Source organism: Pacificoceanicola algae (genome assembly GCF_049341065.1).
GTDB lineage: Bacteria > Pseudomonadota > Alphaproteobacteria > Rhodobacterales > Rhodobacteraceae > Pacificoceanicola.
Genome location: NZ_JBMPIX010000005.1, coordinates 229,541 through 243,041 on the forward strand (window position 1 = coordinate 229,541; position 13,501 = coordinate 243,041).

General features: G+C 61.2%; 10 protein-coding genes. 6 read left to right on the forward strand and 4 right to left on the reverse strand.

Annotated features, from left to right (window positions below; genetic code table 11):
• Window positions 1–92: 92 nt before the first annotated feature.
• Genes ACOYQJ_RS10155 through bchF form a run of 4 tightly spaced genes read right to left on the reverse strand, consistent with a single transcriptional unit; the run spans window position 93 to window position 6,946 of the window.
• Window positions 93–3,668 carry a magnesium chelatase subunit H gene (locus ACOYQJ_RS10155; protein WP_422905910.1) on the reverse strand — a complete coding sequence of 1,192 codons (3,576 nt, stop codon included), beginning with the start codon at window positions 3,666–3,668 and terminating at the stop codon, window positions 93–95.
• Window positions 3,658–5,178, reverse strand: a complete 1,521-nt coding sequence (bchB, locus tag ACOYQJ_RS10160) for a ferredoxin:protochlorophyllide reductase (ATP-dependent) subunit B (protein ID WP_422905911.1) — start codon at window positions 5,176–5,178, stop codon at window positions 3,658–3,660. Before bchB ends, ACOYQJ_RS10155 begins: the two co-directional genes overlap by 11 nt.
• Window positions 5,175–6,461, reverse strand: coding sequence for a ferredoxin:protochlorophyllide reductase (ATP-dependent) subunit N (locus tag ACOYQJ_RS10165; protein ID WP_422905912.1), 1,287 nt, complete (start codon window positions 6,459–6,461; stop codon window positions 5,175–5,177). Before ACOYQJ_RS10165 ends, bchB begins: the two co-directional genes overlap by 4 nt.
• The gene (gene bchF, locus ACOYQJ_RS10170; RefSeq protein WP_422905913.1) at window positions 6,458–6,946 is read right to left on the reverse strand and encodes a 2-vinyl bacteriochlorophyllide hydratase; all 489 of its coding nucleotides are present in this window, start codon (window positions 6,944–6,946) and stop codon (window positions 6,458–6,460) included. The genes ACOYQJ_RS10165 and bchF overlap by 4 nt, the downstream gene beginning before the upstream one ends.
• 326 nt (window positions 6,947–7,272) lie before the next feature.
• Here bchF and ACOYQJ_RS10175 point away from each other — a divergent pair, with 326 nt between their 5' ends.
• From ACOYQJ_RS10175 to idi, 6 genes are all read left to right on the forward strand, one after another.
• A complete protein-coding gene (locus ACOYQJ_RS10175; RefSeq protein ID WP_422905914.1) occupies window positions 7,273–8,070 on the forward strand; it encodes a cobalamin B12-binding domain-containing protein in 798 nt (265 codons plus the stop codon).
• A gap of 31 nt (window positions 8,071–8,101) precedes the next feature.
• Window positions 8,102–9,529 (forward strand): transcriptional regulator PpsR, encoded by a 1,428-nt coding sequence (gene ppsR, locus ACOYQJ_RS10180; RefSeq protein WP_422905915.1) that lies wholly within the window; start codon window positions 8,102–8,104, stop codon window positions 9,527–9,529.
• Between the two features lie 72 nt (window positions 9,530–9,601).
• Window positions 9,602–10,513, forward strand: a complete 912-nt coding sequence (gene chlG, locus ACOYQJ_RS10185; RefSeq protein ID WP_422905916.1) for a chlorophyll synthase ChlG — start codon at window positions 9,602–9,604, stop codon at window positions 10,511–10,513.
• The gene (locus tag ACOYQJ_RS10190; protein ID WP_422905917.1) at window positions 10,510–11,802 is read left to right on the forward strand and encodes a BCD family MFS transporter; all 1,293 of its coding nucleotides are present in this window, start codon (window positions 10,510–10,512) and stop codon (window positions 11,800–11,802) included. The genes chlG and ACOYQJ_RS10190 overlap by 4 nt, the downstream gene beginning before the upstream one ends.
• Window positions 11,803–11,804: 2 nt before the next feature.
• On the forward strand, window positions 11,805–12,983 hold the full coding sequence (locus ACOYQJ_RS10195) for a geranylgeranyl diphosphate reductase (protein ID WP_422905918.1): 1,179 nt from the start codon (window positions 11,805–11,807) through the stop codon (window positions 12,981–12,983).
• On the forward strand, window positions 12,980–13,495 hold the full coding sequence (gene idi, locus ACOYQJ_RS10200) for an isopentenyl-diphosphate Delta-isomerase (RefSeq protein WP_422905919.1): 516 nt from the start codon (window positions 12,980–12,982) through the stop codon (window positions 13,493–13,495). Before ACOYQJ_RS10195 ends, idi begins: the two co-directional genes overlap by 4 nt.
• The last annotated feature ends 6 nt before the right edge of the window (window positions 13,496–13,501 follow it).

Consider the following 13,501-nt stretch of genomic DNA (forward strand, 5'->3'; position numbering starts at 1 on the left):
TTTCGCCGGAACTCTTGGTGTCGTTGGGTTGAAAATATTCCGAACCTCGGCGCAAGGCCCCGGTCCGAAGAGGTCATATGCACAGCGTCCCATCATTCCGCTGCCACCCCTTCAAGTCTGTCTTCCAAGGCATCCGCCGCATCGCGCAACGCCGCCAGTGTTTCTTCGTTTGTCTGCCAATAGGCGCGGTCATGCGCTTCAAGCAGCCGGTTCGCCATCCGCGAAGAGGCCGCCGGGTTCAGCTCTGCGATCCGCTGGCGCATGGCCTCGTCCAGCACAAAGGTCTCGGACATGCGCTGATAGACCCAAGGCTCGACCTGCCCGGTGGTGGCGGACCACCCCATGGTGTTGGTCAGCGCGCTTTCGATCTGGCGCACGCCCTCGGCACCATGCTTGAGCAGCGCTTCGTGGAATTTCGGGTTCAGCGTGCGCGACCGGGTTTCCAGCGCAACCTGATCGGACAGAGTACGCACCTTACCGGTGCCGCGCGTGGTGTCCGAGATATAGACTGCCGCATCCTCGCCACCGCGGGCGCGTTTGACGGCGCGGGATATCCCGCCAAGCGTGTCGAAATAGTGATCCACCGTGGTCACGCCCAACTCGACCGATTCAAGGTTCTGATAGGCCAGATCGACGGTCTTGAGCGCGCGTTGCAGCAAGGCCGGGGTTTTCTGCGCCTTGCCATCGGTGCCATAGCCAAAGCTTTTGCGCGCCTCATAGGCATCGGCGAGCTCGTCTTCTTCACCAAATGCCGAGCTATCCACCAGGTGGTTGACGTTCGAGCCATAGGCACCTTCGGCGTTGGAAAAGACCCTTAGCGCGGCCTCGGCCATGGTGCAGCCGGTGTCCTGAATGCAGGCAAGCGCGTGGGCGCGGATGAAGTTCTGCTCAAGCGGTTCGTCCGCCTCGGCAGCCTTGAGTGCCGCTGCGGCCAGCAGCCGGGTTTGCAGCGGCAGCAAATCGCGGAAAATGCCCGAGAGCGTCATGATCACATCGATGCGCGGGCGGCCAAGCGCGGCTAGCGGGATCAGATCCGCACCGCAGAGCCTGCCAAAGCTGTCAAAGCGGGGTTTGGCCCCCATCAGCGCCAATGCTTGCGCAAGCGGCTCGCCATCCGATTTGATGTTGTCCGATCCCCAGAGAACGACGGCCACAGAGCGCGGGATGCTCTGATGCGTGTCCAGCAAGAGCTGCGCCTGTTTCGCGCCTTCGCGGCAGGCAAATTCGCTGGGCATCGCAAAGGGATCAAAGGCGTGGATATTGCGCCCCGTCGGTAGCACACTGGGCGATCGGATCAGATCGCCGCCGGCCACCGGCGGGGTAAACCGCCCGTCAAGTGCATTCAAAAGCGCGGGCAATTCACTCTCGCGTTGCAGCAGCGCGTCGATCCGGGCCCGATCCGTGCCCTCAGGCAGCAGCGACAGATAGGCCTGCCGGGCATCTTCGGACAGGGGGCGCCCAACCACATGCAGGCCTTCGGGGATCAGCGCATGTTCGGTTTCCAGAAGCCGCAGCCACAGCGCTTCGGGGACTGCCCCGTTCATGTCCACCGCGTCAGCCTGTTCGGCGATCAAAAGCGCCAGATCCGCACGCTCGGTGGCATCCGGGGCGCTCTTGCGCCAGCGTCCAAGGCTGTCCTTCAGCTCGGCCAAACCCTTGTAAAGCCCGGCCGAGGCCAAGGGCGGCGTCAGATGGGTGATGGTCACGGCACCGGAGCGGCGCTTGGCCAGGGTCGCTTCGGAGGGATTGTTCGAGGCGTAGAGATAGACATTCGGCATGTCGCCGATCAGCCGGTCCGGCCAGCAATCCGACCCCGGCCCGGCCTGTTTGCCGGGCATGAACTCCAGCGCGCCATGCATGCCGAAATGCAGCAGAACATCGGCTTGAAAGCTGTTCTTGAGCCAGAGGTAGAATTGCGTGAACGCATGGGTCGGGGCAAAGCCGCCCTCGAACAGCAGGCGCATCGGATCGCCCTCATAGCCGAACGTGGGCTGCAGCCCGACAAACACCTTGCCGAATTGCGCGCCAAGGATGAACACGCCACGCCCGTCGCTCTGGATCTTGCCCGGGGCCGCGCCCCATTGTGCTTCGATCTCACTCAGCCACGGGGTTCCGGTGACAATCTGATCGGCGCTGACGTGGGCGGCGACATTTGCCTCCTGGCCATACTGCCGGGCGCTGCCTTCCAGAACGGTGGCGCGCAGGGCCTCGACACTGGTGGGCGGGGTCAGGTCATAACCGCGCGCGGCCAGCGCGTGCAGCGTGTTGAACAGCGATTGAAAGACGTCGAGATAGGCCGCCGTGCCCGCCGCGCCCGCGTTGGGCGGGAAGCCGAACAGCACGATGCCCAGCTTGCGGTCATGGACCTGCGAGCGGCGCAGCGCTGCAAGGCGCTCCAACCGGAACGCCAGCTTCTCGATGCGTTCGGGGCAGGGGGCCATGGCCTTGACGGTGGAGACAGCAGCACAGCCATGCGCACAGCCGTGGCAGCCGTCTTCGCCGTGGCGTCCCGCAAAGACCGTCGGGTTGGTCGCACCGTCCAGTTCCGGCAGCGCGATCAACATGGTTGTCTCGATCGGACCAAGGCCCTGCGCCGAGGCCGCCCATTGGCCGAGCGTCTGAAACTCCAGCGGATGCGCCGCAACATAGGGTACGTCGAGGGCCTGTAGCCATTCGATGGCAGACGCGTTGTCATTGTAGGCGGGGCCGCCCACCAGCGAAAACCCGGTGAGAGAGAGCAGCGCGTCGATCTTCGCGCCCTCGGGGCCGTGGAAAAATCCGTTGATTGCGGGGCGCGCATCGAGACCACCGGCAAAGGCGGGCAACACATGCAGCCCGCGCGCCTCAAGCGCCCGGATCACCGCGTCGTAATGCGCCGTATCGCCCGACAGTACATAGCTTCGCATCATCAGGAGACCAACGGTGGCCTTGGCCCCAACGGGCTTGGGCAGATCAGCGACGTTGGTGGTGATGCGGGACGGCAAGTCTGGGTGATACAGCCCGGTATCCGGGTATTCCAAAGGCGCGGGGGCCGTGGCGCCGCGCCATGCTTCATGGCGGCAATAGCGCGAGATTAAGAAACGAACCAAAGCCTCGATATTATCGTCCGAAGCGCCGAGCCAGTATTGCATCGTCAGGAACCACGCACGCAGGTCCTGCGCCTTGCCGGGGATCAGCCGAAGGATGCGGGGCAGACGCCGCAGCATCCGCATTTTCTTGGCGCCGTCCTGTGCGCCGGTCTTGCCGGTTCCGCCACCGCCGCGCAGTTTCTTCATCAGCTTTGACAGACGGGAGTCGGGCGCGAGCATGTCCAGCGTACCCATGCGCGTCAGCTTGACGATCTGCGTATCGGCAATGATCCCGGCCATGGCATCACAGCTTTCGCGGCGGGCTTTTAGATCGGGAAGGATGGCGTTGATATGCTCTTCGAGAAACAGGAGCGTCGTTAGAATGATGTCGCCAGTTGCGATATCCGCCTTGGCCCGGGCCAACGCCTCAGGGCTCTCGCCCCATTCGGCGGCGGCGTGGACGCGGATGCTCAGGCCGGGAAAGTCGGGCAAAAGACGCTCGGCGGCGCGCATGCAGGGGCCAGCGGCGTGGGAATCCAGCGTCAGGATCACCACGCGATAGCTTGGGCTTGCAGCCGCTATGAAAGCGTCATCGCGCATAATGGGCCTTTGCCTCGTAGAGGGTTTCGATCCCGATCTGGTTCAGCCCCTTCTGGGCCGCGAAGGTTTCGGTGTTGCGCCGCGCCTTGCCGCGCACGAAGAAGGGGACTTTCTTCAATTCGCGCTCGGCATCGTCGAGCCAGATGATCTCGGCGCTTTGCGGCTGGGCCGGCGCCGGGGCTTCGGTCGGGGCAGGGGCGGCCTTGCCGCCGTGATGGCTTGCCCCGGCGGCATCGTGAAACTCGAAATCGTCGCGGAACATGGTCAGAAGATGCTCTTCGAGACCCATGACCAGCGGATGCACCCAGGCGTCGAAGATCACGTTCGCGCCTTCGATGCCCATCTGCGGGGAATAGCGCGCCGGGAAGTCCTGAACATGCACCGGAGCGGAGATCACCGCGCAGGGAATGCCAAGACGTTTGCCGATATGGCGCTCCATCTGAGTGCCGAGGATCATCTCGGGAGCCAGCTCTTCGATGCGGGCCTCGACATCGAGATAATCGTCGGAGATCAGCGCCTCGACGCCGTATTCCTTGGCAAGGGTGCGGATCATGCGGGCCTGTTCGCGGTTGTAACAGCCAAGGCCGGCAACCTCGAAACCCATCTCATCGCGGGCAATGCGGGCGGCTGTTGCCACATGCGTGCCATCGCCAAAGATAAAGACGCGCTTTCCGGTCAGATAGGTGCTGTCGACGCTGGCCGAATACCACGGCAGGCGCAGGCGGTCGGTGTCCAGATGCGGCGCGCAGCCGGTCAACGCGGCGACTTCGGCGATGAAGTCGCGGGTTGCGCCGACGCCGATGGGCACGACCTTGGTGTAGGGCAGGTTCAGTTCCCGCTCCATCCAGCGGCAGGCAGCCTCTCCGGTTTCGGGGTACATCAGAACGTTGAAATGCGCAGCGCCCAGCCGGGTGATATCTTCGGGCGTGGCCCCAAAGGGGGCGCAGACGTTCACGCTGATCCCCATATCGCCGAGCAACGCCGTCAGTTCAGTGATATCGTCGCGATGCCGGAATCCCAGCGCGGTTGCCCCGATCAGATTGCAGGTGATCTGCGCGGTGCGGTCCATCGGCTTGGCCAGGGTGCGTACAATCTGAAACAGAGTCTCATCCGCGCCGAAGTTTTCCTTGCGCTGATAGCTGGGCAGGTCCAGCGCTATGACGGGGCAGGGCAGGCCCATGGTTTCGGCCATGCCGCCGGGATCGTCCTGAATCAACTCGGCGGTGCAAGAGGCGCCGACGATCATCGCTTGCGGCTGAAACCGGTCATAGGCGGCCTGGCAGGCGGTCTTGAACAGCATGGCGGTGTCAGAGCCAAGATCGCGCGCCTGAAAGGTTGTGTAAGTGACGGGCGGGCGATGATTGCGCCGCTCGATCATTGTGAACAGCAGGTCGGCATAGGTGTCGCCCTGCGGCGCGTGCAAGACATAGTGCAGCCCCTTCATCGCGGTGGCGACGCGCAGGGCACCGACATGCGGCGGGCCTTCGTATGTCCAGACCGACAGCTTCATTCCGCAGCCTCCACCCGAAGCGCCGCGCGGCGGTGCAGCGGGCGCGAGAACAGCCCGGCCAGATCGCCCGCCTGTTCGTAGAAATGCACCGGGGTAAAGACCAGCTCAATGGCCCACTTGGTGGTCAGGCCCTCGGCTTCGAGAGGATTGGCAAGGCCAAGCCCGCAAACCGTCAGATCGGGCCGGGCGGCGCGGCAACGATCCAGTTGCAGTTCAACGTCCTGCCCTTCGGCAATGGTCGGGCCTTGGCCCAGCAGGTCCATATCAGGACCGACAAGGGCCTTGTGAATGTAGGGCGCGCCAACCTCGATGGCCTGCATCCCGCATTCCCGGGTCAGAAACCGCGCCAACGGAATCTCAAGCTGGCTGTCGGGGAAGAAGAAGATCGACTTGCCCGACAGCCTTTCGGCCGCCTGTGCCACGGCCTTTTTGGCGCGGGCGCGGGGCGCGGTGGTCACGGCGTCGAAACGCGCCTGATCAACGCCGAACTCCCGCGCCACAGCTAAAAGCCACGCGGTGGTGCCCTCTTCGCCAAACGGGAATGGCGCGGGAATGTGCCGCGCCCCGCGCCGTTCTAGGGCGGCATGGGTGCCCCCCAGGAACGGCTGTGTGAGGGCAAAGACCGTGTTCGGCCCGATGCCAAGGCCGCTGTCGGCATGGCGGGCGGGCAAAACGGCGATGTCTTCGATCCCCAGCTTCTCAAGAAGGTCCAGCGCCTGGTCCTCGACCACGTCGGGCAGAGCGCCAACCAGGACGAGCTGCCGCTTGTCGGTTTCCGGCAGGGCCGGGACCATGGCGGCAAGGCAGGCGTCTTCGCCTTCGGTAAATGTGGTTTCGATCCCCGAGCCGGAATAGTTCAACACCCGAACCTTGGGCGCGTGTTTGGCCGAGAGACGCTCGGCTGCGCGAGCCAGATCCAGCTTGATCACTTCGGACGGGCAGCTGCCCACTAGGAACAACTGGCGGATGTCACTGCGGCGCGACAGCAGGCGGTCAACCTCGCGCTCCAGCTCGGCCTGAGCGTCGGCGAGGCCCGCCAGATCGGTTTCTTCGAGAATTGCCGTGCCGAATCGCGGTTCGGCGAAAATCATGACACCCGCGGCGCTTTGGAGGAGATGCGCACAGGTCCGGCTGCCCACAACCAGAAAAAAAGCATCCTGAATTTTTCTGTGCAGCCAAATGATTCCTGTCAGCCCGCAAAAAACTTCGTGTTGGCCGCGCTGTTTGAGCACGGGAACATCCCGACATCCTGCAGTTTGCGGCGGGCGATCAAGGTGCGTCATGCGAGACCTCCCGCCTGCAACCGCGCGGCGCGCAGCTTCAGCAGAAATTGGCCTGCGTTGATGACATAAGCAGCATAAGCGGCCAGCGCCAAAACCATCAATGCATCGGGCGGCAGGCTATTGGTAACCAGCGCCCAGACATATGCCGTGTGCAAGGCGATCACGACAAAACTAAAGACGTCTTCCCAAAAGAACGCGGCGGCGAAAAGGTATTGGCCGAAAACAACTTTCTCCCAGATCGCACCGGTGATCATGATAAGGTAGAGACACCCTGTCTTGACCAGAATAGAGAGGGTCGCTGCTTCGTATCCGAGTCCGGTCAGCAAGAAGCGCAATACCAGCGCCAGCGAGACCAGAAAGACAAGGAATTGCAGCGGGGCAAGAAGGCCCTGCACCAGCGTCCAGATGCTGGCATCCCGGCGGGCGCGTTGCTCCTTGGTGTAGAGTAAAGTCGGGCCGGATTTTTGGTGTGTCTGTGACAGCATCGTCCCCTACCTTCAGGGTAATTACACCACCGATGCTACGTGGCGACTCGGCAAAGTGTCAATTAAAACTTACACCCTTACCGCCGTCGACATGTAATCCGTTATTAACACCCCGGGACAACTGCCCTGACCCAAGGGCCACAATTTTCCAATAATTTAATTGAACGTTTCCATCAGGATGCGCGCGTCTTTGTGTGGATGTCCCGTGCAAAATGTCAATAAAAGTTGACAGATTATCGCCACACGCGCAGATTGAAAGAATAAAAAATGTCGCGAGACTCACTTGAAACGCGTATCTTTATCACCAGCGTCGGGAGGAGACGTAAATGAATTGCGTTTCAGGGAGGCTCGAACTGCAAGACAAGCGTGACACGGCTATTCGGTTTCTAGTGGAGGCGGCATTGCAATCCGTCGCCACGACCAAGCAATCATCTGCTCCTCGCTCCCGCGAAGAATGGGTGCAGCGCCTTTGCGCCGAGATCATGTCGGACTCAGAGACCAGCCACCGAAATGTCATATCCGCCTTACTCGCCACTGGCGTGTCTACTGAGGATGTTTTGCAGACCTATGTGCCCGCTGTTGCGCGGCGTCTTGGTGAGCTCTGGATCCAGGACAAGGCGACATTCGTTCAGGTCACTGTCGGCGCCAGCCGTCTTCAGGCGCTCTTTCAGAATGAGAAAAGACCATCCCTCGGGAAATGGCTGGATCGGACCGTTCCGCTTGGTCAGTCGATGCTAATGATCCTGCCCGAAACCGAAGATCATACGCTTGGCGCTTTTGTTGCCGCCGATCAATTCCGGCGTCACGGGATCTGGGTGCGCATGTCTATTCGCCTCAAACCACATGAACTTGTTCGTGTTGTTGAGGAAGGCTGCTTCTCTATGCTGGGCATGTCGCTTGCCAGCCATAAATCTGTCGCAGGCGTTGAGGAGTTGATAAAATTCTTGCGCTCAGCTATGGACCATTGCCCACCAATCGTTATTGGTGGACGCTATATTTTGGATGAAGACGACGTCGAAGAACGTACCGGTGCGGACTTTGCAGTTCGGTCAGTGCGTGAAGCCATAGAGCGATGTGGGCTGGCAAGCGTCAGCGAGCCGCTCTCAATTGACTCAATGGCCTGACAGGAGCTTTGAAACCGCCCGAGGTGGAAGTGTGACGAAACAAGATCCGTCTCTTGAATTCAGCTATGCTGGAATGTTGCCTGAGAGCGCAGAGATAGATCTTTTGATCCAATCCGCTTCGGATATCGCTGTTTACATCGATCAGGCCGGAATCGTTTCGGGGATATTCGTAAGCCCGGAATGTCCTTCGCTTGGGTGCCTCGATCACTGGGTCGGACGGCCCTTCAGCAGTTTCCTCAATACGGAAAGCAAGAAAAAGTTCGCTGACCGCGTTACGGAAATCAATGGCGGGTTGACCGAAACGCCCGGTACCATCGAACTGAACCACTGCGACAATGCGGCTTGGGAATTTCCCATTCGATACTCGCCTTTGCGCATCAAGGACAGCAACTCCATCCTGATGCTGGGGCGCGACTTGCAGCCCATCGCCGAAGTTCAGCAACGGTTGGTCAATGAACAATTGGCCCATGAACGGGACCTGCAAAAAATTCGCGGCGCCGAGACGTTTTACCGAGTGGTGCTGGAGGCCTCTGCAACTCCATTGGTCGTGGTCGAGCCCGAAACTGGTCGGATCCGTGACATCAACAGCGCCGCCGCCACGCTTTTGGGCGCCAAGCCTGACACATTGCCTGGCAATACGTTCAACCAGGCGTTTCAGGGTTTGCGCCGAGGCGAGTTGATGGAGACGCTGCAAAATGTCGGCTCTTCTGAGGAAAGCCGGAGCATAAAGGCTGTTGCACGCCGCAGCGGCCTTCAGGTTGAGATCTTCCCTGAGTATTTCCGCGCAGCTGGCGAATTGTGCATGTTGTGCCATCTCGCACAGGTTGGTCAGGATGACACCGGCGGTACAGAGATCGCCCGGTTCCTGACGGCGCTGTTCACGTCGTCGCCCGACGCAATCGTGATTGTCGATACCAAGGGCATTATCCGCGAGGCCAACGAATCCTTTCTAGTGCTCGCCGATGCAGCCCAACTGCGGGATGTGAAGGGCAAGCACTTTGCCAAGTTCTTGGTGCGCGGCGAAGTTGACGCGCAACTTTTGCTTGAAGGTGCCCTGCGTGAGGGGCGAATTCGCAACTATTCGACACAGTTCAAAAGTTCTGTGGGAACGCGCGCCTCGGTCGAATTGTCGATGACCTTGCTTGGGTCGGGCAGCGACGCTGGCTTTGGCATGATCATTCGCGATGTTGGTCAGAATGCCCGCCCCGTCGATGAACTTCCGCAGGCGATGGTCAGCGAATACGCGCTGCAAAACGTCATGGATCTGGTTGGCACCGCCTCATTGAAAGAGCTGGTTACTGCAACCTCGGATGTCATCGAACGGATTTGCATTTCCACCGCTTTGCAAATGACCAAGAACAACCGCGTCGCCGCAGCCGAAATGCTGGGCCTGTCGCGGCAGAGTCTGTACGTGAAGCTGCGGAAATACGACATGCTCAACAGCGAGGCGCAGGAGTAACCTGACAGGCTTTTTTCGCCAAACGTCAGAAAACCCTTTCCTCGACTCTCTTTGTATAGTTTAGTTTACACTATGAGTGTAATCTATGATTTACACGCGGTGCGACGCGCCCCAAGTCCCCGCGCCGTTCTGACGCTGATCAAACCCATAACGTGGTTCCCGCCAATTTGGGCATATCTCTGCGGCGCAGTCTCGTCTGGGGTGGCTTTTTCATCTGCGCCGTTTCAGGTCGTGCTTGGCATGTTGCTCGCCGGTCCCGTCGTCTGCGGGATGAGCCAAGCGGCGAACGACTGGTGTGACAGGCACGTGGACGCCATCAACGAACCCGATCGCCCGATCCCCTCAGGCCGCATTCCGGGCCGTTGGGGGTTGTGGATCGCCCTGATGATGACGGCGCTTTCGCTTTGGATCGGATCGTACCTTGGCGTTTGGGGCTTTGGCGCGACCGTCTTTGGCGTGCTGGCCGCATGGGCCTATTCTGCGGAACCGATCCGGCTGAAGCGGTCCGGCGTCTGGGGCCCCGGACTGGTTGGCCTGTGTTACGAAGGGCTGCCGTGGTTCACGGGGGCGGCGGTTCTGTCCGCCGGGGCGCCTTCGCTCCAGATCGTCATCCTCGCCGGGCTCTATGCCCTTGGTGCGCATGGCATCATGACATTGAATGATTTCAAGGCATTGGAAGGGGATCGCCAAATGGGCGTGAACTCCCTGCCAGTGACGCTCGGCCCCGAGCGCGCAGCCAAGGTTGCCTGTTGGGTAATGGCGCTGCCGCAGGTGGTGGTGATTGCTCTTCTCATCTACTGGGGCGCGCCGCTGTTTGCGCTGGCCATCACGGCTCTGTTGCTGGGGCAGATCTGGGCCATGCGCGTTTTGCTGTCAGATCCCAAGGCGCGCGCGCCTTGGTACAACGGCACGGGCGTTCTGATGTACGTCAGCGGGATGATGACCGCCGCCTTTGCCCTGCGCATGATAGGAGATGTCCTATGACACTGGGTTGGTTTTCGATCATCCGGCTGGGCTTGGTGCAAATGGCGCTTGGTGCCATCGTTGTTCTGACCACCTCGACCCTTAACCGTTTGATGGTGGTCGAAATGGCGTTGCCCGCAGTGTTGCCCGGACTGCTTGTTGCCCTGCATTACGGCATTCAAATCACCCGCCCCAACTGGGGGTTCCTGTCCGACACTGGTGGCCACCGGACACGCTGGATCATTGGCGGCATGGCTTGTCTTGGGCTGGGCGCCTTTGGCGCTGCCGTCGGCGTTGTGCTTTTCGCCACCAGCTTTGCCACGGGCCTTGCCCTGTCGATCCTGAGTTATGCGCTTATCGGGCTGGGCGTCGGGGCCTCTGGCACATCGCTTCTGGCCTTGCTTGCCACGGCGACGGAGCCCCGCCGCCGCGCCGCTGCCGCCACCATCACCTGGCTGATGATGATCTTTGGCATTGCCGTAACCGCTGGCACCGTCGGGGCCTTCCTCGATCCGTACTCGCCCGCACTTTTGCTGCGTATCGTTGCCATTGTCACAGTGGGTGCCCTTGGCCTGACCGTACTTTCGGTCTGGGGCATTGAGCGGCGCGTCAAACCCAGCGCCCCGGCGTCGGAGGCCCCGCGCTTCATCGATGGTTTGCGCGAAGTCTGGGCCGAGCCTGCCGCCCGAAATTTCACGGTCTTCGTCTTCCTCTCGATGACCGCATACTTCATGCAAGAGCTGATCCTCGAACCCTACGCCGGGTTGATCTTTGGCTTCACCCCCGGACAATCGACGCAGTTGAGCGGCGCGCAGAATGGCGGCGTCTTCCTTGGCATGCTGACGGTCGGCGTTGCCGCCACGGGCCTGCGGATCGGCAGCCTGCGGGCGTGGGTTGTGGCCGGGTGTCTCGGCTCGGCGGCCAGTCTGGTGGCCATCTCGCTGGCAGGGGCTTTTGCCCTGGCACCAGCCTTGCTGCCAGCAGTGGTCGCGCTTGGAGTGTTCAACGGGATGTTCGCAGTTGCGGCGATCGGATCGATGATGGCCTTGGCCAGCGAAGGCCGCGAGGCGCGCGAGGGGACCCGCATGGGCCTTTGGGGCGCGGCGCAGGCCATCGCGGCAGGCTTTGGTGGCCTGATCGGCGCTGCCGCCGTAGATGTGATGCGCATCGCCCTGACGGACGATTCCATCGCCTTTGGCTCGGTCTTTCTGTTTGAGGCCGGCCTGTTTCTTGCCGCTGCGCTGCTGGCCCAGAAAGTCATCGCTGACCGCCGCACCCCCGCAGGCGCTCCCATGGTACCCGGAGAATGAACATGTATGATGTCATCGTCGTGGGCGGAGGCCCGGCCGGCGCCACTGCCGCTGAAGATCTTGCCCGTTCGGGTCACACCGTTGCGCTTTTGGATCGTGCCGGGCGCATCAAACCCTGCGGCGGCGCTATCCCGCCGCGCTTGATCACGGACTTCAACATCCCCGAGTCTCAGCTTGTCGCCAAAGTGACCACGGCGCGCATGATATCACCCACTGGACGCAAGGTAGATATCCCGATCGAGGACGGCTTTGTCGGCATGGTAGATCGCGCCTTTTTCGACGAATTCCTGCGCGCGCGCGCGGCCTCGGCTGGGGCAAGGCGCCTCACAGGCACCTATCGCCGCATAGAACGCGATGAAAATGGCCCCCGGGTGATTTATCGCGACAAGGCAGACGGGACCGAAAAAAGTGTGAGCGCCAAGCTGATCATTGGCGCCGACGGCGCGCGTTCAAACGTGGCCCGCGACGAGGTTCCGGGCGGCGCTGAAATCCCCTATGTCATCGCATACCATGAAATAATCGAAGCGCCGACAGGGCAGGGCGATTACGATCCCTTGCGCTGTGACGTGATCTACGACGGGCGCATTTCACCGGATTTTTATGGCTGGATATTCCCGCACGGAAATTCCGCCAGCGTCGGGATGGGTTCCATGGTGCGAGAGGTTGATGTCAAACAAGCGACCGCCGACTTGCGCGCCGCTTCCGGTCTGACGGATTGTGAAACCCTGCGCCGCGAGGGCGCGCCGATCCCGCTAAAGCCCCTGGATCGCTGGGACAATGGTCGTGACGTGGTATTGGCTGGCGATTCCGCAGGCGTGGTCGCGCCAAGTTCGGGCGAGGGCATTTACTACGCCATGGTCGGTGGCCGCGTCGCCGCCACTGCCGCGGCGGCCTGCCTTGCTTCGGGCCGGGTACGCGATTTGCGGCTGGCGCGGCAGCTTTTCATGCGTGAGCACAAAACCGTCTTTCGGGTGCTCGCTTCCATGCAAAAGGCCTATTACCGCTCGGATGAGCGGCGCGAGAGGTTCGTCTCGTTGTGTCATGACGTGGATGTTCAGCGTCTAACATTCGAAGCCTATATGAACAAAAAGCTAGTGCATGCCCGTCCGATGGCCCACCTGAAGATCGGTCTCAAGAACCTGGCCCATCTGACCGGTCTCGTGCCTGCGGCGCGAACATGAATGCGATGATCCCCGCTTGGGTCGATGGAGACCTTGTCGCCGTCGAAAAGCTAGAGGTACACAGGCGCGGGCTGTTGCACAAAGCGGTCTCCGTCTTTGTGCTGTGCGGCAATGACGTGCTTATCCAGCGGCGTGCCATGGGAAAATACCACACGCCCGGACTTTGGGCGAACACCTGTTGCACACACCCCGAATGGGACGAGGATCCCAAGGACTGCGCCAACCGGCGGTTGCGTGAGGAACTGGGGATCACAGGCCTGAGCCTTGAGCACAAGGACCGCCTGACCTATCGCGCACCGGTCGGCAATGGCTTGGTCGAACATGAGCGCGTGGATGTGTTTCTGTCGCGTGGAACCCGCCGCATCGCAACCGAGCCGGATCCCGCTGAAGTCATGCAAACGGATTGGGTAGACATGGCCGAGCTTTTCGACCGGGTGCAGCGAACCCCAAGCCGATATACCCCTTGGCTGGCTATTTATCTTTCCGAATACGCGGACAGCATTTTTGCCTGACGCGAC

Bases quoted from the DNA above. Each gene is read 5' to 3' on its own strand.
- bchF (WP_422905913.1), bottom strand. From the start codon at position 6,946: ATGCTGTCACAGACACACCAAAAATCCGGCCCGACTTTACTCTACACC.
- ACOYQJ_RS10175 (WP_422905914.1), top strand. From the start codon at position 7,273: ATGAATTGCGTTTCAGGGAGGCTCGAACTGCAAGACAAGCGTGACACG.
- ACOYQJ_RS10165 (WP_422905912.1), bottom strand. From the start codon at position 6,461: ATGACGCACCTTGATCGCCCGCCGCAAACTGCAGGATGTCGGGATGTT.
- ACOYQJ_RS10195 (WP_422905918.1), top strand. From the start codon at position 11,805: ATGTATGATGTCATCGTCGTGGGCGGAGGCCCGGCCGGCGCCACTGCC.
- bchB (WP_422905911.1), bottom strand. From the start codon at position 5,178: ATGAAGCTGTCGGTCTGGACATACGAAGGCCCGCCGCATGTCGGTGCC.
- idi (WP_422905919.1), top strand. From the start codon at position 12,980: ATGAATGCGATGATCCCCGCTTGGGTCGATGGAGACCTTGTCGCCGTC.
- chlG (WP_422905916.1), top strand. From the start codon at position 9,602: ATGAGTGTAATCTATGATTTACACGCGGTGCGACGCGCCCCAAGTCCC.
- ACOYQJ_RS10190 (WP_422905917.1), top strand. From the start codon at position 10,510: ATGACACTGGGTTGGTTTTCGATCATCCGGCTGGGCTTGGTGCAAATG.
- ACOYQJ_RS10155 (WP_422905910.1), bottom strand. From the start codon at position 3,668: ATGCGCGATGACGCTTTCATAGCGGCTGCAAGCCCAAGCTATCGCGTG.